Origin of the sequence: Streptomyces sp. NPDC091282, from assembly GCF_044757385.1 — a bacterium.
Taxonomy (GTDB): Bacteria; Actinomycetota; Actinomycetes; order Streptomycetales; family Streptomycetaceae; genus Streptomyces; species Streptomyces gramineus.
The window spans coordinates 39,114-59,167 of sequence record NZ_JBIVUX010000009.1; the positions used below are offsets into that span (position 1 = coordinate 39,114).

Annotated in this window: 22 protein-coding genes; 12 read left to right on the top strand and 10 right to left on the bottom strand. The window is 73.6% G+C overall.

The features are described from left to right. The first annotated feature begins 8 nt into the window (after positions 1 to 8). Together ACIQOE_RS33700 and ACIQOE_RS33705 are read left to right on the top strand one after the other, a co-directional pair. Positions 9 to 356: a sodium:proton antiporter gene (locus ACIQOE_RS33700; protein WP_351937488.1), complete on the top strand. Its 348-nt coding sequence runs from the start codon at positions 9 to 11 to the stop codon at positions 354 to 356. Next, on the top strand, positions 356 to 2,107 hold the full coding sequence (locus ACIQOE_RS33705) for a complex I subunit 5 family protein (protein ID WP_401415515.1): 1,752 nt from the start codon (positions 356 to 358) through the stop codon (positions 2,105 to 2,107). The genes ACIQOE_RS33700 and ACIQOE_RS33705 overlap by 1 nt, the downstream gene beginning before the upstream one ends. 28 nt (positions 2,108 to 2,135) lie before the next feature. Here the strand turns inward: ACIQOE_RS33705 and ACIQOE_RS33710 are convergent, their stop codons facing one another. After that, positions 2,136 to 2,768, bottom strand: a complete 633-nt coding sequence (locus ACIQOE_RS33710; protein ID WP_351327699.1) for a DUF4230 domain-containing protein — start codon at positions 2,766 to 2,768, stop codon at positions 2,136 to 2,138. 214 nt (positions 2,769 to 2,982) lie between these two features. Between ACIQOE_RS33710 and ACIQOE_RS33715 the strand changes: the two genes are divergently transcribed. After that, positions 2,983 to 4,173 (top strand): cytochrome P450, encoded by a 1,191-nt coding sequence (locus ACIQOE_RS33715; RefSeq protein ID WP_365565041.1) that lies wholly within the window; start codon positions 2,983 to 2,985, stop codon positions 4,171 to 4,173. Between the two features lie 15 nt (positions 4,174 to 4,188). On the opposite strand, the gene ACIQOE_RS33720 is transcribed toward ACIQOE_RS33715, so the two are convergent. Further along, positions 4,189 to 5,010, bottom strand: coding sequence for a helix-turn-helix transcriptional regulator (locus ACIQOE_RS33720; protein ID WP_401415518.1), 822 nt, complete (start codon positions 5,008 to 5,010; stop codon positions 4,189 to 4,191). A 74-nt stretch (positions 5,011 to 5,084) separates the two neighbouring features. On the opposite strand from ACIQOE_RS33720, the gene ACIQOE_RS33725 reads away from it, so the two are divergent. Both ACIQOE_RS33725 and ACIQOE_RS33730 read left to right on the top strand, forming a co-directional pair. Further along, entirely contained in the window at positions 5,085 to 5,801 is a 717-nt protein-coding gene (locus tag ACIQOE_RS33725; RefSeq protein WP_365565047.1) for an SDR family oxidoreductase, read from the top strand. 59 nt (positions 5,802 to 5,860) lie between these two features. Further along, positions 5,861 to 6,817 carry a ribose-phosphate pyrophosphokinase gene (locus ACIQOE_RS33730; protein WP_351937451.1) on the top strand — a complete coding sequence of 319 codons (957 nt, stop codon included), beginning with the start codon at positions 5,861 to 5,863 and terminating at the stop codon, positions 6,815 to 6,817. 16 nt (positions 6,818 to 6,833) lie between these two features. Here ACIQOE_RS33730 and ACIQOE_RS33735 read toward each other — a convergent pair whose 3' ends face one another. The 4 genes from ACIQOE_RS33735 to ACIQOE_RS33750 form a co-directional block, all read right to left on the bottom strand. Then, a complete protein-coding gene (locus tag ACIQOE_RS33735) occupies positions 6,834 to 7,226 on the bottom strand; it encodes an anti-sigma factor antagonist (RefSeq protein ID WP_351327562.1) in 393 nt (130 codons plus the stop codon). Positions 7,227 to 7,465: 239 nt separating this feature from the next. Continuing rightward, positions 7,466 to 8,416 carry an NADP-dependent oxidoreductase gene (locus tag ACIQOE_RS33740; RefSeq protein WP_365567304.1) on the bottom strand — a complete coding sequence of 317 codons (951 nt, stop codon included), beginning with the start codon at positions 8,414 to 8,416 and terminating at the stop codon, positions 7,466 to 7,468. Positions 8,417 to 8,528: 112 nt separating this feature from the next. Then, a complete protein-coding gene (locus tag ACIQOE_RS33745) occupies positions 8,529 to 9,104 on the bottom strand; it encodes a TetR/AcrR family transcriptional regulator (protein ID WP_365565053.1) in 576 nt (191 codons plus the stop codon). Continuing rightward, positions 9,101 to 9,463 (bottom strand): DUF1304 domain-containing protein, encoded by a 363-nt coding sequence (locus tag ACIQOE_RS33750; protein WP_401415522.1) that lies wholly within the window; start codon positions 9,461 to 9,463, stop codon positions 9,101 to 9,103. The genes ACIQOE_RS33745 and ACIQOE_RS33750 overlap by 4 nt, the downstream gene beginning before the upstream one ends. Before the next feature lie 349 nt (positions 9,464 to 9,812). Here ACIQOE_RS33750 and ACIQOE_RS33755 point away from each other — a divergent pair, with 349 nt between their 5' ends. The 5 genes from ACIQOE_RS33755 to ACIQOE_RS33775 are packed head-to-tail and all read left to right on the top strand — an operon-like array spanning position 9,813 to position 14,202. Continuing rightward, entirely contained in the window at positions 9,813 to 11,582 is a 1,770-nt protein-coding gene (locus tag ACIQOE_RS33755; RefSeq protein ID WP_401415524.1) for an ATP-binding protein, read from the top strand. Positions 11,583 to 11,587: 5 nt separating this feature from the next. Next, positions 11,588 to 11,998: a roadblock/LC7 domain-containing protein gene (locus ACIQOE_RS33760; RefSeq protein ID WP_351327552.1), complete on the top strand. Its 411-nt coding sequence runs from the start codon at positions 11,588 to 11,590 to the stop codon at positions 11,996 to 11,998. Then, a complete protein-coding gene (locus ACIQOE_RS33765; RefSeq protein WP_351327550.1) occupies positions 11,995 to 12,393 on the top strand; it encodes a DUF742 domain-containing protein in 399 nt (132 codons plus the stop codon). Before ACIQOE_RS33760 ends, ACIQOE_RS33765 begins: the two co-directional genes overlap by 4 nt. Continuing rightward, a complete protein-coding gene (locus ACIQOE_RS33770) occupies positions 12,374 to 12,979 on the top strand; it encodes an ATP/GTP-binding protein (RefSeq protein ID WP_351327548.1) in 606 nt (201 codons plus the stop codon). The genes ACIQOE_RS33765 and ACIQOE_RS33770 overlap by 20 nt, the downstream gene beginning before the upstream one ends. Continuing rightward, the gene (locus ACIQOE_RS33775) at positions 12,976 to 14,202 is read left to right on the top strand and encodes a cytochrome P450 (RefSeq protein ID WP_399009337.1); all 1,227 of its coding nucleotides are present in this window, start codon (positions 12,976 to 12,978) and stop codon (positions 14,200 to 14,202) included. The genes ACIQOE_RS33770 and ACIQOE_RS33775 overlap by 4 nt, the downstream gene beginning before the upstream one ends. A gap of 10 nt (positions 14,203 to 14,212) precedes the next feature. Here ACIQOE_RS33775 and ACIQOE_RS33780 read toward each other — a convergent pair whose 3' ends face one another. Then, positions 14,213 to 15,847, bottom strand: a complete 1,635-nt coding sequence (locus tag ACIQOE_RS33780) for an amidohydrolase (protein WP_401415527.1) — start codon at positions 15,845 to 15,847, stop codon at positions 14,213 to 14,215. A gap of 12 nt (positions 15,848 to 15,859) precedes the next feature. Further along, positions 15,860 to 17,353 (bottom strand): APC family permease, encoded by a 1,494-nt coding sequence (locus ACIQOE_RS33785; protein WP_401415529.1) that lies wholly within the window; start codon positions 17,351 to 17,353, stop codon positions 15,860 to 15,862. 125 nt (positions 17,354 to 17,478) lie between these two features. Here ACIQOE_RS33785 and ACIQOE_RS33790 point away from each other — a divergent pair, with 125 nt between their 5' ends. Both ACIQOE_RS33790 and ACIQOE_RS33795 read left to right on the top strand, forming a co-directional pair. Continuing rightward, a complete protein-coding gene (locus tag ACIQOE_RS33790) occupies positions 17,479 to 18,192 on the top strand; it encodes a TetR/AcrR family transcriptional regulator (RefSeq protein ID WP_363018273.1) in 714 nt (237 codons plus the stop codon). Between the two features lie 51 nt (positions 18,193 to 18,243). Then, the gene (locus tag ACIQOE_RS33795; protein ID WP_351327538.1) at positions 18,244 to 18,636 is read left to right on the top strand and encodes a VOC family protein; all 393 of its coding nucleotides are present in this window, start codon (positions 18,244 to 18,246) and stop codon (positions 18,634 to 18,636) included. Between the two features lie 6 nt (positions 18,637 to 18,642). Here ACIQOE_RS33795 and ACIQOE_RS33800 read toward each other — a convergent pair whose 3' ends face one another. Together ACIQOE_RS33800 and ACIQOE_RS33805 are read right to left on the bottom strand one after the other, a co-directional pair. Then, positions 18,643 to 18,948 carry a DUF4235 domain-containing protein gene (locus ACIQOE_RS33800; protein ID WP_351327536.1) on the bottom strand — a complete coding sequence of 102 codons (306 nt, stop codon included), beginning with the start codon at positions 18,946 to 18,948 and terminating at the stop codon, positions 18,643 to 18,645. Positions 18,949 to 18,964: 16 nt separating this feature from the next. After that, positions 18,965 to 19,981, bottom strand: coding sequence for a glutathione S-transferase C-terminal domain-containing protein (locus ACIQOE_RS33805; protein WP_365565078.1), 1,017 nt, complete (start codon positions 19,979 to 19,981; stop codon positions 18,965 to 18,967). Positions 19,982 to 20,054: the final 73 nt, after the last annotated feature.

Here is a 20,054-nt window from a genome sequence, read left to right on the forward strand (position 1 = left end):
CGCCGGTGATGCACGTCTTCCCCTACCTGGTCGCCGTCTGGATCTTCCTGACCGGCTGTTACGGACTGGCCACCAGCCGGAACCTGATCCACGCGGTCGGCTGCCTGGCCGTCGTGCAGTCCTCGACGTACGTCCTGCTGCTCGCGGTCGGCTACCGCGACGGCGGCACCGCACCCGTCTTCTCCGACCTCAGGCCCGGGACCCGGCCGCTGGTCGACCCGGTGGTGCAGGCCCTCGCCCTGACCGACGTCGTCGTCGGCGCGGCCGTCACCGCGCTGCTGCTCTCCCTGGTCCTGCAGATCGCCAAGCGGCACGGCACGGTCGACCCCGACGAACTGACGGAGCTGCGCGGCTGATGTCCCCCCTGCTGCCGCTGCTCGTGGCCGTCCCGCTGCTCGGTGCCACCCTGCTGGTGGCCGGCGGCCGCCGCCTGCACCGGTTCCTCGCCGAGAGCTTCGCCTGCGCGGTGTGCGCGGGCACCTGCGTCCTCGCGCTGGTCCTGCTCCTGCACTCCTCGCCCCCGCTCGTCGAGTGGGTCGGAGGATGGCGCCCCGTGGGCGGCGAGAGCGTCGGGATCGTCCTGAACGGGGACGGTCCGGCGCTCGGCATGGCCGCCCTGGCCTCGCTGCTGACCCTGGCCGCGCTGGTGTACTCCTGGCGGTACTTCGCCGAGCCGCCGCACCGGCACGCGGGCTCCTTCCCGGCGCTCATGCTGGTCTTCCAGGCCGGGATGTGCGGTTTCGCCCTGGCGGGCGACCTGTTCAACGCGTTCGTCTTCTTCGAGCTGATGAGCGTCGTCGCCTACGCGCTGACCGGCTACCGCATCGACGACGCCAAGGCGGTGCAGGGGGCGCTGACCTTCGGCGTGGTCAACTCGCTCGGCGCGTACTCCATGCTGACCGGCATCGCCCTGCTGTACGCCCGCACCGGCCAACTGAACATGGCGAAGATCGGACAGGGCCTGGACGCGCACCGCCGCCCCGACGCCCTGGTGCTGGCCGCGTTCGTCCTCGTGCTCACCGCCCTGCTGGTCAAGGCGGCGGCCGTGCCCTTCCACTTCTGGCTGCCCGACGCCCACGCCGTCGCCCCCACCCCGGTCTGCATACTGCTCTCCGGAGTCATGGTCGAGTTCGGCGCGTACGGCGTCTGGCGGGTGTACGGCACGGTCTTCGCCGGACCCGGCGGCATCCCGGCGGCCGACCTGGAACGCGCGCTGGTGGTCCTCGGCACGCTCACGGCGGCGCTCGGCGCGTACATGTGCTGGCACCAGCGGCACATCAAACGGCTGCTGGCCAACTCCACGATCGCGCACACCGGACTGTTCCTCGTCGGCCTCGGCGTCCTCACCCCGGCGGGTGACGCGGGGACCGCCCTGTACCTGCTCGGCCACGCCGGGGTGAAGGCCGCCCTGTTCGCCTGCGCCGGGATCCTCCTGGACCGGTACGGCAACGTCGACGAACGCGCGCTGCACGGCCGGGGCCGCGACCTGCGCACGGTGGGCGTCGTGTTCACCGTCGGTGCGCTGGCCCTCGCGGGGCTGCCGCCGTTCGGCACGGCGCTCGGCAAGTCGGTCGCCGAGGAGGCCGTGGGCGCTCCGCTGACCGTGCTCTACGTCGTCGTGTCGGCGGTGACGGCGGGAGCGGTGCTGCGGGTCGCCGCCCGGGTCTTCCTCGGCCTGGGGGAGAGGCCGCCGAAGGGCGACGGGTACGAGACCACCGGGGCCGACGAGGAGCCCGAGACCGAGGGCCGACTCGGGCGGATCCCGGCCACGATGACCGCCGTCCCCGCCGCGCTGCTGGCCGGTGCCCTCGCCCTGGGCCTCGCCCCCGGCCTCCAGGAGGCGCTGGCCCGTGCCGTGGACGGAGGCAGGACCCCGGCCGTCGTCCACTGGACGTCCGCCGGGGTCCTGCTGGGCTGCCTGTCCACCCTCCTGGCCGTCGCGCTGGCCGCCCTCGCGGTCGGCCGCCCCGGCCTGCTGGTGGCCCGGGGCCGGACACTGCCGCTGCGCCGCCTGCAGTCCGGGCACCTCGGGGACTACGTGGCCTGGCTGCTGGTCGGCGCCGCGGCGCTCGGGGCGCTGGCCCTTCCGGCCGTGCTGGGCGGCTGATGAGACGGCGCTGACCGGACGGCGTCGATCAGACCGTGCCGTAGGACACGTGCACCTCCGTGAAGCCGAGCGAGTGCAGCAGGCCCTCCAGCATGTCGGTGGTGTTGGTCTCGGCGCGCGTGGTCAGTCCGCTGGACTTGGCCGCGTCCGAGATGTGCTTCACCGCCAGTTTCTGCACCGCCTGCTCGCTGTTGGGGTTGTCCGAGAACAGGTCGCCCAGCCGGTCCAGCAGACCGCGCTGCTTGGAGACGGCGTAGGAGTGGTCGGCGTCGAGGGTGGCCTTGCCGAGCTGCGCGTGCGGCAGCCGGATGGTGGCCTCGGTGCGGTCGTCGTTGACCGTCACGTCCTTCGTGCCGATCTTCCCGAGGTCGACGTAGGAGTCGACGTTGCCCGCACCGACGTACAGGGTGCGGGTGCCGCGGATCGCGCTCGGCAGGTACTTGGCGTCCTTCTCCAGGTCCACGACGACCTGGAAGTTGCCCGAGGCCGCGTCGTAACGGCTCATGTCCTGGATGGACTTGAGCAGTGCCGGACCGGTGTTGTCACGGGTCTCCGTGCCGAACAGGTCCTTGATGCCCGGTAGCACCGCCAGCTTGATCCCGGCGAACAGCACCACGAGCACCAGCAGGAACGCGGTGAGCAGTTTCGCCCAACCGGGCATGCGCCGGGGCCGGGCCTTGACGGGAGTCTCCTGCGCGGAGGTCTCCTTGGTCTCCTTGGTGGAACTCGCCATGTGACGGTCCTCCTTTCCCACGACACGAATGCCCGCCGAACGCCGTGCCAGACCGTGTTGTTGGCCGATTGAGACAGCTGACGCCGGACTGATACACGCTTTAGCGTGGAGTGACCTCCCGGCGGCGCGCGAGGAGTCCAGGATGACCGCAGACAGCACCTCCCGGCCCCTTTGTCCGATGCACCGCACGGCGTTTCCCGAGTCCGGGCCGCCCCGGCTCGGCACCCTGGCGACCGGCACCCCGGTGTGGCTGGTGACCCGGTACCACGACGTCCGCCAGGTGCTCATGGACCAGCGGTTCGACCGCCGTTCCCTGCACGGCGAGGACGCCCCGCCGCTGCTCGCCGTACCGAACCTGCTGAGCGATCCCGACGGGCTGGTCAACCAGGACGGTCCGGCCCACCAGCGGCTGCGCGGCACGGTGCAGCGGGCGTTCACCCCGCGGTCCGTGGCCCGCTGGCGGCCGTGGGTGGCGTCGGTGGTCGAATCGCTCCTCGGCGAGCTGGCCTCGGCGCCGCGCCCCGCCGACATCGTCGAGGGGTTCACCCGGCGGCTGCCGGTGGCGGTGATCTGCCGGCTGATGGGACTCGACCACATCGACAGCGAGCGCATCCGGCACTGGGCCGACCACGCGCTGTCCGGCGGCGCGCACACCGCCGGCGAAGTCGCCGACGCCATGGACGAGTTCCGGACCTTCGGGGCCGACCTGGTCGCGCGGCGGCGGGCCCGGCCCGGCGACGACCTGGTCAGCGGGCTGGTGGCGGCGGGGGACTCGCTCGGCATCGAGGACCGCCCGCTGGTGCGCCTGGTCTGCGGACTGGTGGTCGCCGGGCACGAGACGACGATGTCCGCGCTCGGCAACATCGTCGTCTACCTCCTCACCGACGGGCACGCCGACTGGCCGTCGCTCGCGGTGGACGAGGAGGCCGCCGCGACGGCCGCCGAGCAGCTGCTGCGGACCGTGCCGCTCAGCGAGGGCCGGGTGCTGCCGGGGCTGCTGCGCAGGGCCGTCGAGGACGCGGTGGTGGGCGGCGTCCGCATCCCGGCGGGCAGTGTCGTCGCCGTGCAGACCGCCTCGGCGGGCCGTGACCCGGGCGTCCATCCGCCGGGCCCGCCCGACCTCACCGCGCCGCTGCCGGTGCCGAGCGTCGTCTTCGGCGCCGGGCCCCACCACTGCCTGGGCGCATGGCTGGCCCGCCTGGAGATCACCCTCGCGCTGCACCGGCTCGCCGTCCGCTTCCCCGGCCTGCGCGCCGAGTTCACGCCCGCGACGATCGACTGGCGCGAGGGCCAGATGACCCGCAGCCCGAGGCACCTGCCCGTCTCCTGGTGACCCGCGGTACAACGACTAGGCTCGCGCCGCCAGTTCCGCGAGGCGGTGGGCCGACGGTGTGCCCGGGTCGGCCGTGACGAGGACGACCTCCTGGTCGTCCTCGGGGACCAGCAGGACGTCGCAGTTCAGCCGCAGCCGCCCCAGTTCCGGATGGTCGACGACCTTGGTCCGGTGGCCCGGGGCGTACACCGGATGGGTCGCCCACAGCTGCCGGAACTCCGCGCTGCCGGTGTGCAGTTCGTCGAGCAGCGAGGCGAGGTGTCCGTCGTGCGGATACCGTTCGGCGGCCCGCCGCAGCCGGGCCACCACCACCTCGCCGAACTGCCCGGCGGTGGAGCCGGCGTACATCCGGCCCTGGCCGAGGAAGCGCCGCCGCGCCAGGTTGGTGGCACCGCCGCTCAGGTCATAGCCGAACAGCTGGACGGCCAGCGGGTTCCAGGCCACCAGGCCGTAGCAGGCGTCCGTGACGATCGCCGCGGTGCCGGGCAGCCGCTCCAGCATCCCGGCCACGTGCGGGCGCACCCGCCGGACCGCGGCGGGGGCGGCCGGCGGCGCGGGCCAGTCGGCCAGCCGGAAGAGATGGCTGCGCTCGGCGGGAGCCAGCCGCAGCGCTTCCGCCAGGGCGTCCAGGACGCGCGCGGAGGGCCGCGGGCCGCGGGCCTGTTCCAGCCGGACGTAGTAGTCGACGGACATGTGGGCCAGCTCCGCGACCTCCTCGCGGCGCAGGCCGGGCGTCCGGCGCGCGGCGGCGCCCGGCGCCAGCCCGACCGTCCGCGGACCCAGCGCCGCGCGGCGCTCCCGCAGGAAGCGCGCCAGTTCCTGCCTCGCCCTCGCCATACCGCCGCCTCCCGGTTCTGCCTGGTACAGACGGTCCCTGGCAGGACGGACCCGGCCGGGGAACCGTGGCTGTCATGAACGATCGCACAGCACTCGTCACCGGTGCCAACAAGGGCATCGGCTTCCACATCGCCCGGCTCCTCGCCGAGCGGGGCTTCCGCGTCCACGTCGGTTCAAGGTCCGCCGAGCGCGGTGAGCGGGCCGTGGCCGGGATCGGCGGCGACGCGCGGCTCCTCCAGCTGGACGTCACCGATCCCCGCAGCGTCGAACGGGCCGCCGCGTGCGTCGACCGCCTCGACGTCCTGGTCAACAACGCCGGCGTGCAGCCGGTCACCGGCCCGCCCACCGCGACCGGCACCGAGGACCTCCGCCGGACCTACGAGACGAACGTCTTCGGTGTCCTCGCGGTCACCAACGCCTTCCTGCCCGCACTGCGCCGCGGCACGCACCCGCGGGTGGTGAACGTCTCCAGCGGCACCGCGTCCCTCACCTGGAGCACGCACCCCAATCCGCAGTTCGCCCACGGCAGCCCCAGGTCGGCCGCCTACCGCTCCTCCAAGGCGGCGCTCAACGCGCTGACCGTGTTCTACGCCCAGGAGCTGGCCGAGGACGGCATCAAGGTGAACGCCCTGGCGCCGGGGCGGCGGGCCACCGACCTGATCCCGGGGGCGGCCGCGGGCGGCGGCGATCCGGCGGAGGCGGCCGAGGCGGCCGTACGGCTGGCGCTGCTGCCCGACGACGGGCCGACCGGCGGGTTCTTCTCCTTCGACGGCACGCTCGTGCCGTGGTGACGGCGCGGCGGTCCGTAGCATGAACGCATAACCCGTATTGATCATGCGAGGAGCGGATCGTGCGAGACATCGCCGTCTTCAGCGGCAGTGCCCACCCCGAGCTGGCCGAGGAGGTCTGCGCGCACCTCGGGGTGCCGCTCAGCCCGACGCGGGTCAGCCGGTTCGCCAACGACTGTCTGGAGGTACAGCTCCAGGCGAACTGCCGGGAGCGGGACGTCTTCCTGATCCAGCCCCTGGTCCGGCCGGTGCAGGAGCACCTGGTGGAGCTGCTGCTGATGTGCGACGCGGCGCGCGGCGCCTCGGCCGGCCGGATCACCGTCGTGATGCCGCACTACTCCTACGCCCGCTCCGACAAGAAGGACGCGCCGCGCATCTCGCTCGGCGGCCGCCTCGTCGCCGACCTGCTGGTGGCCGCCGGTGCGGGCCGTGTCCTCGCCATGGCCCTGCACGCCCCGCAGGTGCACGGCTTCTTCTCGGTGCCGGTGGACCACCTGCACGCGCTGCGGGAGCTGGCCGCGCACTTCCGGCGGTACGACCTCTCGCGCACCACCGTCGTCTCGCCCGACCTCGGCAACGCCAAGGAGGCGGCCGCCTTCGCCCGGCTGATCGGCGCCCAGGTGGCGGCGGGCGCCAAGCAGCGGTTCGCCGACGACCGGGTGATCATCAGTTCCGTGATCGGCGAGGTGGCCGACCGGGACGTCATCGTGCTCGACGACGAGATCGCCAAGGGCAGTACGGTCCTCGAACTCCTGGAGCGGCTGCGCGAGCTGGGGCCGCCGCGGTCCATCCGGATCGCCTGCACGCACGGGCTGTTCGCGGCCGGCGCGCTCAAGCGGCTGAGCGAGCAGCCCGACGTGCTGGAGATCGTCTGCACCAACACCGTGCCGGTGCCCGCCGAGGAGTTCACCGACAAACTGCGGATCCTGTCCATCGCCCCGGCGCTGGCCGAGGCCGTACGCCGCATCCACAACGGCGAGTCGGTGAGCGCCCTCTTCGACGAGCCGCGCAACCTCTAGCCGGCCCGGCGGGACGTCACAGCGACCCGGACGTGGCCTCCGGCCGGCCGAGGGCCGCGTCCAGGGTCGCCAGCGGCGGCAGCAGCTGCGACAGCCCGGTCACCCGCAGCACCCGCAGGGTCAGCGGGTGCGCGCACACCAGCTGGAGCTGTCCGCCGCGCTCCAGCACCCGGCCGCGGGCCCGGTACAGCAGCCGCAGCCCCGAGCAGTCGAAGAAGTCGACGGGGAGCAGGTCGATCACCACTCGGGTGCTCTCCCGCGCGGTCACCCGGTCCAGGTGGGGAGCCATCTCGGCCGCCGCCGCGATGTCGATCTCACCCCGGAACTCCAGCACCGTGTACCCGCGGTCCTGGCGGATGCGCAGATGCCGGGTGAGCGGCCCGGAGTCCCGCCGGGGTTCCTGGCGCACGACGGCATCACCTCCCACCCCGGCCGGCCCAATTCCGTTCCCCGCTGAGCAAGTTACCCTCGATGGAGGGAATTTGAGCATGTTCGATTGACATATGTCTGCTGGTTTGGTGCGCCAATTTCTGTGGCGTGCGCGACAGTCGGAGAACGGGCACGTGGGAGCGGTGCCACCGCACGGAACGAGCACGGGCGCGACCCGCTCGCCCGTGCTCGTGTCCCCGCCGGCGGACCCCCGCCGGGTCAGTCCACCACCAGGACCAGCTTCCCCGTGGTCCGCCCGGTGCCGCCCACCTCATGCGCCTTGGCGGCGTCGGCCAGCGGGAAGGTCCCCGCGACGGCGGCGCGCAGCTTCCCCTCCTCCACCAGCCCGGCGACCGCGCGCATCCCGGCCCGGTCGGCGTCCACCAGCATCCGCACCGCCCGCACTCCCCGGCGCGCGGCCTCGTCGTAGAGCTCCGCGGAGCCGACCGGCAGGATCGACACCAGGATCCCGCCCGGCCGCAGGGCGCGCAGCGAGGCGACCGAGGTGTCGCCGCCGATCGTGTCGAGCACGACGTCGGCGTCCCGCACCGTCTGGGTGACGTCCACGGCCCGGTAGTCCACCGGCTCGTCCACGCCGATCTCGCGCAGGAAGTCGTGCTTGGCGGCGCTCGCCGTGCCGATCACGTACGCGCCGCGCGCCTTGGCGATCTGCACCGCCACGTGGCCGACCCCGCCGGCCGCCGCGTGGATCAGCACCCGCTGGCCGGCCTGGACGTCCGCGTTCTCCACCAGGGCCTGCCAGGCGGTGAGCGACACCAGCGGCAGCGCGCCCGCCTGGACGTGGTCGATCCCGGCCGGCTTCGGCACCAGGGCGCGGGCGGGGACGATCGCGTACTCGGCGTGGGTGCCGTGGCCGAACGGGTAGGGGACCATGCCGAAGACCTCGTCGCCGGGCCGGAAGGCGGCGACCCCGATCCCGGTCTCCTCGACGGTGCCGGAGACGTCCCAGCCGAGGACGAACGGCGGCTCGCCGAGGAAACCGCCGTTCTCCCGGTGCTTCCAGTCGGTCGGGTTGAGCCCGGCGGCCCGTACCCGGACCAGTACCTCGTTGGGGCGCGGCGCGGGCCGTGCCGTCTCGATCAGCTTCAGGACCTCGGGTCCGCCGAGGACGTCCTGGCCGACCGCGCGCATCGTGTTCACATCGTTCATGGTCACCCAGCCTGCCCGGACGCGCCCGCCCGGGAAATGGCACGATGGCCAACCTTCGATGGAATCGTGCCAGCACCCTTCCGTGCCGGTGCCCCGGTCGGGACCGGCCGCCTCAGCGGCTCATGTGCAGGGCGACCAGCAGCTGCCAGACCTGGTCGGCCACCTCGCCGGGGCCGGCGTCCAGCAGTCCGTGCAGCCAGTCGGCCAGCACCCCGGCGAAGGTGGCGGCCACCGCCGAGGCCACCAGCGGGGCGTCGGCCGCGCCGGCCAGCTCGCGTTCGGCCACGCTGCGGGCGCGCAGGTCCCGGTGCAGCACCCGGCCCAGCGGACCGCCGCCGCCCGGCGCGAGCAGCTCCCGGTACAGGTCCCTGTGCGGGACCAGCCCCGCGAAGAAGTCCCGCAGCGCCGGCGGCGCGTGCACCGGATCGGGCCGGCCCCGCCAGGCGTGCAGCGCGTCCACGGCCTCCCGTACGACGTCCGCGCAGGCGTCGACCGCCAGCGCCTCCAGGTCGTCGTAGTGCACGTAGAAGGTGGCCCGGCCCACCCCGGCCCGGCGTACCAGCGCGGCCACGCCCACGTCCGCGAGCGGCCGTTCGGCGCACTCCGCCAGCAGGGCCGCGCGCAGCCTGGCCCGGGTGCGCGCGGCGCGCGGGTCCTCGGCCGCGGGGCGGGGCGGGGTGCCGGTCACCGGGCGGCGAGGGCGGCGGCCAGGGCGAGGGCGCCGGGCAGCGCCTGCGCGAACAGGATCCGCCGGTTGGCGGTGACCGCGCCGTACACCCCCGCGACCACCACGCACGACAGGAAGAACACCTGGGCCCGGAAGCCCGTCGGGTCGGCCGCCACGAGTCCCCACACCAGGCCGGCCGCCAGGAATCCGTTGTAGAGACCCTGGTTGGCGGCCAACGGCGCGGTCCGCCGGGCCAGTTCGGCGTCGAAGCCGTGGAAGCGCATGCCCGGCCCCTTCTGCCACAGGAACATCTCCATCACCAGGATGTACACGTGCAGCGCGGCTATGAGCCCGACCAGCACATTCGCCACGATTCCCATGATCGCGAACCCTCCCTCGGTCTTGAACAGGTGTCCACTATAGCTGGACAGGTGTCCAGGAATGCGTGGGGGCGCCGGGGGACCCGCCGTGCGGTGCGGATCGGCAAGTGCCGTGCCTTCAGGGGGATTTGTCGACGTGCCGCCATCTGGCGGAGCGTGACGGAACCTTCACGTCCGCTGCTCGTCGAGGTTGATCCTTTCGGGTTCAAACCCGATAAGCTCCATTCGTCACGGCGAGTTGACGCACCCCGGCGCGGGGGCCGTCCCGTCGTGCGCACTCGTGACCGCGACTGTCGCACCACGGTCCCCTGTTCGCTGTTGTCCGATCGTGTTGCCCAGAAGGATGCAGATGGAACTCGCCTCTTCGCGGCCGGCGGCACGGGTCCCCGTCGCCTGGCACGGCTGGTGGCTGATGCCGCTGGCCCTGGGAGGAGGGACGGTCGCCGCCGCGTTCGCGGGTTCGGAGCATCTGACCGTGGCCGCCGCCGGTGCCGCGGCCACCACGGCGTGCGCCGTCTGCGTACGGCTGCTGATCCGCTCGCAGCGCCGACTGCGCCGGGCCGACGAGGCGTTCCGCGGCTCGCGGACCGAGCAGACCCAGCAGTGGCAGCAGCATGTCGCGGGCCTGGAGCGGAAGTTCGCCGCGGAGCGCGCCCTGTTCGAGGACCGGCTGACCGAGGAGTCGGCCGACTTCGACGCCCGGCTCGCCGGGCAGAGCGCCCACTACGAGACCCGGCTCGCCGAACAGACGAGGGCGTACGAGGAACGGCTGGGCGCCCAGGCCGAGTCCGCCGCGGTCCAGCTCGCCGACCAGGCCGAGGTCTGGCAGGAACAGCTCTCGCACGAGCGGGCCGCGATCGCCCGGCTCGCCGGTGAGCAACTGCCCGAGGCGCTGGGCCGGCTGCGCGCGGGTGCCGCCGTCGACGACCTGCTGCCGGAGACCGGACAGTGCGCCCGGGTCGACAAGGAACTCCAGGCCGACCTGCGCCGCATCCTGCGCACCTCGCTGATCGGCGTGGAGGAGGAGTTCAACCGCTCCACCGCCGCCGAACAGGCCGTCATCAGCATCGGCAACCGCATCCACGTCCTGACCGGCAAACTGCGCGGCCGGCTGCACGAGATGCAGGGTGAGCACGGCCGGCTGCCCGCCGTGGCCCGCGGGCTCATGGAACTGGACCAGGAACTGGGCCCCGCCGACTCGCTCGCCGCGAGCATCGCCGTGCTCGGCGGCTCGGACCGTCCGGGCCGCCAGTGGCAGGAGCCGCAGCGGCTGCTGAGCGTGGTGCGCGGCGGCATCGGCCGGATCAAGGACTTCCACCGCGTCGAGGTCCGGCACCTGCCCGAACTCGGCGTCGACGGCGGCCTGGTGGACCACCTCACGCTGATCCTCGCCCATCTGCTGGACAACGCGGCCCGCTACTCGCCGCTCACCGAACTGGTCGTGGTCTCCGGCAAGGCGGTGACCAACGGCGTCGGCATCGAGATCCAGGACTCCGGGAAGGGCCTGAGCGAGGAGAAGAAACGCGAGGCCGAGCTGATCCTCGCGGGCACCGGAGCGGGACCCGGCATCGGCGGCATCTCCGAGGACGCCACCGTCGGACTGCGCGTCGTCGGCATCCTCGCCCGCCGCTACGGCATCCGGGTCACCTTCGCGGACTCGCCCTGGCTCGGCACCTCGGTGGTCGTCGTCGTCCCGCACAAGTACTTCGGTCCGCTGCCCGTCACCCAGGCTCCCGCCGGGCCCGCCGCCACGGACGCGTCCGGAGCGCGGGACAACGGCCCGGCCGCCCCGCCGGAGCCCGGCGAGGAGGCGGCCGACACCACCCCGGGCGGACTGCCCCGGCGGCGCCCCAGGCGCCGCGCGGGGGAGGAGCGGACCGAGGCGCGCCCCGCGCGCACGGAGGCCGTCGCGTTCACCGCCGTCCCGTCGGAGGAGTCCTTCGCGGGGCTGGCCGCCTTCGCCGCCGCGGGCCGCGCGCCCGCCGCGGCCGAAGCCGCCGGCGGCCGCGGACCGGCCGCAGACCAGGACGATCCCGCGGGGGCGGCGGCGCCCCGGGCCGGCGCCGACGACGCCGCCGGACCCGGGTTCGCCGAGCACCGTACTGAAGAGAGCGACTAGTTCACATGACGCAACAGGGAACCGACGTGAGCTGGGCGCTCCGCGACCTGGTGGAGAGCATCCCGGAGATCCGCTTCGCGCTCGTGGCCTCCAGCGACGGCAAGGCCATCACCTCCTTCGGCGCCGACGACCCCGACGACGTGGACCGCTTCGCCGCCGTGGTGGCCGGACTGCAGGCGCTGGCCCTGCCGGTGGCCGAACAGTTCCCCCGCTACAAGGGGCAGTTGCGGCTGGCGATGATCGAGGTCGACGGCGGTCACCTCTTCGTCGTGCGCGCCGGTGTGGAGACGTATCTCGGGGTCCTCGCCCGTGAAGGCCTCGACCAGGGGCTGCTCGGGCACCAGATGCGGGACGTGTCCCGGCGGATGGGTGAACTGCTCGGCACCTCTCGGCGCCTGGATGAGCGCTCTGGATGAGCGTTCCCGGCCGGCCGGCGGACCCCCGGCCCCGCTCGGGCAGCAGGGACCCGCACGGACTCGAACGCTACTACGTCCTGACGGGCGGACGCAGCGGGCCGGGCGCAGCGGCGGCGAGCCTCGACGTGGCGACCCTCGTCGTCTCCCGCACGGCCCCCGCCCCGGGCATGCAGTACGAGCACGAGGAGATACTCCGGCGCTGCCGTGAACCGCTGTCGGTGGCCGAACTCGGCGCCCACCTCCAACTGCCCTTCAACATCGTCGCGGTACTGCTGTCCGACCTGCTCGACGCGGGCCGGGTCGAAGTCCGCGACCCGATCCCGGCGCACCGCGCCGGACGCGGCCCGGACCTCGCGCTGCTCCAGGAGGTACTCGATGGACTGGAAGGGATTTGAGCGGCCCGGTGACCCCGACACCGGGGGGACCCGCTCGGTCAAGGTGATGATCGCCGGCGGGTTCGGCACCGGGAAGACCACCATGGTCGGCTCCGTCAGCGACATCCGGCCCCTGACCACCGAGGAGACCCTCACCCGGGCCGGCGCCGCCGTCGACCACCTCGTCGGCGTCGCGGACAAGGCCGAGACCACCGTCAGCCTCGACTTCGGCAAGATCGGCCTCAACGAGAGCCTGGTGCTCTACCTGTTCGGCACCCCCGGCCAGGAGCGGTTCTGGTTCCTGTGGAACGGCCTGTTCAAGGGCGCGCTCGGCGCGGTCGTCCTGGTGGACACGCGCCGGCTGTCCTCCAGCTTCCGGGCGATCGAGGAGATGGAGCGGCAGGAGGTGCCCTTCGTCGTCGCCCTGAACATGTTCCCGGACGCCGCGGAGCATCCCGTCGAGGAGATCCGGGACGCGCTCGACATCGCCGCGCACATCCCGGTCGTGGCCTTCGACGCCCGCGACCGCGCCGCCGGCCGTGACGTGCTCGTCGCGCTCGTCGAACACCTCCGGGACCGCCCGCGCGCAGCCCTGGAGCCCCGATGACCACACCGCCGCACGGTCCGCGGGCCGGCTGCCCGGTCGTCCACGGCACGGACCTCATCCGGCTCCACGGACCCGACGCGACCGGCGACCCGCACGCCGTCCACGCACGGCTGCGCGAACGGTACGGTGCGATCGCCCCGGTCCTGGTGGACGGCGACGTACCCGCCTGGCTGGTGCTCGGCTACCGGGAGATCCGGCGGGTGCTGGAGAACCCCCTCCAGTTCGGCCGGAACCCCCGGATCCGGCGGGCGGGCGGGACCGCGGAGGACCCGCCGCCGGTGCGACAGGCGGGCGGCCCCGACGGGATCCGCGAGGACGGCGAAGCGCACCGCAGGCTGCGCGCCGCGGTCACCGACAACCTGCAGGCGGCGGCCGGGCGCGGGATCCGGCGCCACGTCACCCACTACGCCGGCAGGCGGATCGACGCCTTCGCGGACACCGGCCGGGCCGACCTGGTCGCGGACTTCGCCGCGGACCTGCCGATGCTGGTGCTCACCCGGGTCCTCGGGCTCACCGAGAGCGAGGGACGCGTCCTCGCCGAGTCCTGCGCACAGGCCGCCGAGGGCGGTCCGGACGCCGCCGCGCACGACGAGCGGATCGCGGGCGTCCTCGCCGCGCTCGCCGCCCGCAAGCGGACGGAGCCCGGCGCCGACCTCGCCACCGGGCTCATCACCCACCACGCGGACCTGGACGAGGAGGAGACGGTCCGGCTCCTGCGGTCGGTGCTGGTCACCGCCCACACCGCGACCGGCGACCTGCTGGCCCGCGTGCTGGAGGCGGTCCTCACCGACCCCGCGGTGCACTCCGGGCTGGTCGGCGGGGAGCTGGACATCACCTCGGTGGTGGAGGAGGTGATGTGGAACTCCCCGCCGTTCGCCGTCCTGCCCGGCCGGTTCGCCACCGGCGACCTGGAACTCGGCGAACGCCGGGTCGAGGAGGGCGACCTGCTGCTGCTCGGCCTGGCGGCCGGCAACCGGGACCCGCTGATCCGCCCGGACACCGGGGTCTCCCTGGCCGGGAACCACGCCCACCTGGCGTTCGGCGCCGGACCGCACGAGTGCCCGGGACAGAACATCGCCCTGGGCATCGTCGAGACGGCCGTGCACGTCCTGCTGCACCGGCTGCCGGGACTGCGCCTGGCGGTCCCGGCCGGCGACCTCACCTCGACGGCCTCCGCCTTCGCGTCCCGGCTGGACGGCCTGCCCGTCGAGTTCGACGCCTGAGCGGGTGCGCTCAGCCCTCCTGGGCCCGGTACACCGCGGTGCCTCCCACGTAGGTGTGCGTCACGCGGGCGTCCGCGATCTCCTCCGGGGCCCCGGCGAACGGATCGCGGTCCAGCACCACCAGGTCCGCGAGCGCCCCGACCGCCACCCGGCCGGTGTCGTCGAGGTGGTTCACGTACGCCGATCCGGCCGTGTACGCGGTGAGCGCGTCCCGGAGCCCGAGCCGCTCACCGGCCAGGAACACCGGCGCGCTGCCGCCCGGTTCGACGCGGTTCACCGCGACATGGACGGCCTGGAGCGGGTCGGGGCTGCTCACCGGCCAGTCGCTGCCGGCCGCGAGCCGTGCCCCGGAGCGCAGCAGCGAGCCGAACGGGTACTGCCACGTGGCCCGTTCGGATCCCAGGAAGGGGATCGTCAGCTCGTCCATCTGCGGTTCGTGCGCGGCCCACAGCGCCTGGATGTTCGCGGTGGCACCGAGCCCGGCGAACCGCGGCACGTCGGCGGGGTGCACCACCTGGAGGTGCGCCAGGTGGGGCCGGGTGTCGCTGGGCCCGTTGGCGGCGCGCGCCGCCGCCACGGCGTCCAGCGCGTCCCGTACGGCACGGTCGCCCAGCGCGTGGAAGTGGCACTGGAAGCCCAGCGCGTCCAGCTCGGTGACGTAGGCGGGCAGCCGCGCCGGGTCGATGAAGCTCTTGCCGCGGTTGGCCGTGGCGCAGCCGCACTTGTCGAGGTAGGGGTCGAGGAGCGCGGCCGTGCCGTTCTCGGCGACCCCGTCCAGCATCAGCTTCACGGTGCCCGCCCGGAACCGGCCGTGGCTCGACGCGGCCCGCCTCTCGACGAGTTCCGGTATCTGTTCGGCGCCGCGCTCGCGGTCCCACCACAGCGCGCCGACGACCCGCGCGGTCAGCGAACCGTCCCGGGCCGCCGTCAGGTAGGCCTGCGCGGGGTCGTCCATGCCGAGGAAGTCCCCGACCAGCGCGTCCTGCCAGGCCGTGACGCCCAGCGCGTGCAGGTACCGCTGGGCGTGCAGCAGGGCCGCCAGCCGGTCCGCCGCGGTGGCGGGCGGCGCGAGGCGGCCGACCAGCTGCATCGCGCCCTCCTGGAGGGTGCCGCTCGGCGCGCCGGACGCGTCCCGCTCGATCCGTCCGTCGGCCGGATCCGGCGTGTGCCGGTCGACCCCGGCCAGCTCCAGGGCGCGGCTGTTGACCCAGGCTCCGTGGTGGTCCCGGTTCGGCAGGTACACCGGGCGGTCCGGTACGGCGGCGTCCAGCAGTTCGCGGGACGGGGTGCCGCCCTCGAACGCCTCCATGGACCAGCCGCCGCCCAGGATCCACGCCCGCTCCGGATGGGCCTCGGCGTAGGCGCGCACGGCGGCCACGGACTCCTCGGCGGTCCGCAGCCCGGTCAGGTCGCACTGGCTCAGCTCCAGGCCCGCCGGCAGCGGGTGGACGTGGGCGTCCTGGAAACCGGGCAGCAGCAGCCGTCCGGCGAGATCGACCACCTCGGTGCGCGGCCCGGCCAGCTCGCGCAGCTCCTCGGCGGGGCCGACGGCGGTGACGCGCTCGCCGGTGACGGCGACGGCGGAGTCCGCCGGGCCCTCGGGGGTGAGGACGGGACCGCCGGTGAAGAGCAGATCTGCGTACATCGTTCCTGTTCCTTAGTTGGAGGTGGTGAGCAGCTGGGGCGCGTCGGCGTCCGTGCCCGCGCCGGTGCGGAAGTACGGGGAGCGGCGCACGTACTTCGCCCACGCGGCGGCGGCGAACCCGGACACGATCATCGCCAGCGGGGTGGTCAGCAGGAACCAGCCGTTGTCCGCGCTGACCTCGAAGTGGTCGGCGGAGGTGTAGAAGGACCAGCCGAGGTAGCCGCCCAGGCCCAGCAGTGCCGAGGCGCTCAGCGCCGGCAGCACCACCGCCCGGACGCCCTGGCGCCAGTCCTCGCGCAGCAGCGCCCGGAAGCGCACGGCGGCGGCCAACGCGGTGAGCGCGTACGACAGGGCGACGACGATGCCGACCGCGTTCACCGTCGCCATGATCATGTCGGCCAGTCTCGGGATCACCAGGGCCAGCACGGCGACCGCGGTGGCCGTCGCGCCGATGAGCAGGGTTCCGGCCGCCGGAGTGCCGTAGCGCGGACTGACCCTCGCCCAGACCGGCCCGAGGGTGCGGTCCCGGCTCATCGCGAACATGCCGCGCGCCGTCGGGATCACCCCGGCCTGGAGCGAGGCCATCGCGGAGAACATCAGCGCCACCAGCGGCAGCGCCGCCCACGGCTGGGCGGCGAGCCGGTCGCCGAAGAACGCCAGCCCCTCGGCCCCGTGCCCGGCCAGCTCCCGCTCCGAGAGGACCCGCTGGAACGCCACCGAGCCCAGCAGGAACAGGCCCAGCATGATCACCAGCGTGATCAGCCCGGCCCGGGAGGCGTCCCGCGGCTCGCGGACCTCCTCGTTGACGCTGAACGCGGCCTCGAAGCCCCAGTAACAGAACACCGAGAGGAGCAGCCCCTGCGCCAGCGCCGTCGCGGAGGGGATCGCGAACGGGTCGAACCAGCTCAGGCTGAAGGGGTGCGGTCCGGTGACGATGCCGTAGCCGCAGAAGCCGAGCAGCACCACGTACTCGAAGACCAGCAGCCCGGTCTGGAGCCGGGCCGCGGTGCGGATGCCGGTCACCGCGGTGAGGGTGACCGCGACCAGCACGACGATGCCGACGGCCGTGGTCTGCGCCGTCGAACCCGGGTCCAGGGCGAGACCGCCGACGCGGTGCACCCCGGCCTCGCCCGCCAGCTGGAGCATCGCCGAGCCGGTGACCGCCGTGGTGTACGCGAGGAAGGCGACCGTGGCCACGATGTTCACCCAGCCGACCAGGAAACCGAGCCACGGATTGAGCGAACGGCCCACCCACACGTAGCCGTTGCCCGCGTTCGGCTCCACCCGGTTCAGGCGGGAGTAGGCGCCCGCGATGCCGAGCACCGGCAGGAACGCGAGCAGCATGATGGCCGGCAGGTGCAGCCCGACCACCCCGGCCGTCACCCCGAGACCGATGCCGATGCTGGTGGTCGCGGCCGTGCTGGACGCGGCGACCGCGACGCCGTCCAGGACGCCGAGGGACTTGCGCAACTCAGGGGGGTCGACTGTGTAGGGCTTGTCGGTCATGGCCAGAACTCCGCTCGCACCTGGGGGCCGGACCTGGTCGGCCCCGGTGAGCGGACATGAAACTGCCGGTGCACTTCACAGGTCAACGGTGTTGTCATAAGGTCGCGGCCAGGAAGGGAGCCAGCATGAGCGAACGAGTCGTCCCGGCCGCCGGCCGGCGGCGCAGACGCCCCACCAAACAGGGCGTGGTCCTCTCCGAGGAGCTGATCGTCGAGACCGCGCTGCGGCTGATCGAGGAGCACGGCGCCGAGGCCCTGTCGGTGCGCCGCCTCGGCCGCGCCCTGGGCGCCGACCCCAGCTCCCTCTACCGCTACTTCCGGCACACCGACGACCTGATGCTGGCCGTCGCGGACGAGCTGATCGGCCGTACGCTGCACGCCTGGCGGCCCACCGGCGACTGGCGCGCCGACCTGCGCGACCTGGGCCTGCGCATGCACGCGGGAGCGCTCGCCCATCCCCGGGCGGCGGTGCTCAGCGCGCACCGGGTGACCGGACGGAGGTACGAGATCCAGGCCGTCGAGACCATCCTCGGGGTGCTGCGCGACGCCGGTTTCCCGGACGCGGAAGCGGTCCGCGTCTACCACGCCTTCGTCGACCAGGCCCTGGCCTACAGCGCCCTCGACTCGGCCAACACGGCCCTGCCCGCGGCCGCCCGCGAGGCCGAGGCGGACGTGTGGGAGGCGACCTACGCCCGGCTGCCCGCCGGCACCCACCCGCACATCGCGGCCACCGCCCGCCATCTCGTGGCCTCGATGCGGGACAGCTCCTACCCGGCCGCCCTGGAACTGCTCCTCACGGCGGCCGAGGCCCGCCTCGCCCGGACGCGCGCCCGGGACTGAATCCGGCGGCCGGGGATATCCGCACTCCAAGGATCCGTCCAGGGAGGAAGCATGGCACTGGTGAACGCGGCCGTCGTGGTGCTCGACTGCGCCGAACCCGAGAAACTCGCGGTCTTCTACCGGGAGTTGCTGGATGGCCAGGACGGCGAGGCATCGGCCAACCTGGTCGAGATCCGCACCCCGGGCGGCTTCCGGATCGCCTTCCGGCGCGACGTCAACGCGACCCCGCCGAGCTGGCCGCGGCCCGAGAACTCGCTCCAGGCCCACCTCGACTTCCTGGTCGAGGACCTCGACGAGGCCGAACTGCGGGTGGTCGGCCTCGGCGGACGGCCGATCGAGACGAAGGACGCGGCCGGGCCGTACGAGGAACGGGGGTACGCCGACCCGGCCGGACACTCCTTCACCCTGCGCCTGGTACCGCCCACGGCACCCAAGCAGGGCTGAACGCGCTCAGTCCCGGCCGCCCTTGCGGGTCGCCGGCCACGTCCCGGTGGAACGCTCGATGGCGGTGGCGCCGGTGCGGTCCACGGCACTGCGCACCACCGCGAAGACGGCGCCCTGGAGCGCCGCGGCCAGCAGCACCTCGCCCCAGCCGCGGTCCCGGTCCAGGGCGTCCGGCGCGTCCTGCTCGCCGCGCAGCGCCATCCAGGTCCGGCGGAAGGCCAGCGCGCCCAGCGCTCCGCCGGCCCAGCTCAGCACGAAACCGAGCGGTGCGTAGACGAGAGGGAGCTTCTGCTTCTTCCTGCGTTTGGCCATGCCTGCCTCCGCGTTGTCAGGGCCGCCCCGCGACCGGGACCTGCTCGGCCGCCGGCACTGGGCCGGGCGGCGTGCCGTCCCCGAAGGGCCGGCCTCCCAGCTGCTCCCGGTGATGGGGCGTCAGCCACCCGGCGGGATCCGGGCCGAGAGGTACGATACGGGTGGGGTTGATGCCGGTGTGCACCTGGTAGTAGTGCCGCTTGATGTGGTCGAAGTCGACGGTGTCACCGAATCCGGGCGTCTGGTAGAGATCCCTCGCGTACGCCCACAGCACCGGGTTCTCCGCCACCTTCCAGAGATTGCACTTGAAGTGGCCGTGGTAGACGGCGTCGAACCGCACCAGCGTGGTGAACAGCCGGATGTCGGCCTCCGTGATCGTGTCCCCGACCAGGTAGCGCCGCCCGGCCAGCCGCTCGGCGAGCAGCCCGAGCCGCCGGAACACCGCCGTGCACGCCTCCTCGTACACCTTCTGCTCGTGCGCGAACCCGGCCCGGTAGACACCGTTGTTGACGTCCTCGTAGATCTCGGCCGTCACCGCGTCGATCTCGTCCCGGTGCCGGGCCGGATACAGGTCCGGCGCCCCGTCCCGGTGCAGGGCCGTCCACTCGGTGGCCAGGTCCAGGGTCAGCTGCTGGTAGTCGTTGGTGACCAGCCGCCCGCTCGGTACGTCCACGATCGCGGGCACGCTCACACCGCCCGGATAGCCGGTCTCCCGGCGGTCGTAGGCCTCGCTGAGGAACCGGATGCCGAGCACCGGGTCACGGCCGCCGGGATCCAGGGTGAAGCGCCAGCTGCGGTCGTCCTGGACCGGGTCGGTGACGGCCAGCGACAGCGCGTCCTCCAGGCCGAGCAGCCGCCGGGAGACCAGCGCCCGGCTCGCCCACGGACAGGCGCGGCTGACCACCAGCCGGTAACGCCCGGCGGCGACCGGCCAGCCGTCCCGGCCGTCCGCCGTGATCCGGTCCGCGAAGTGACTGCGGGACCGTGAGAACGCCCTGCGTCCCAGCGAGGTGTTGCCGCCTTCGTCGCTCATGCCGACTCCCTTACGTGCCCGATGCGCTGTGTTTCCCGATGTTCCCCGATTCGCGCCGCGCGCACGGTGTGAT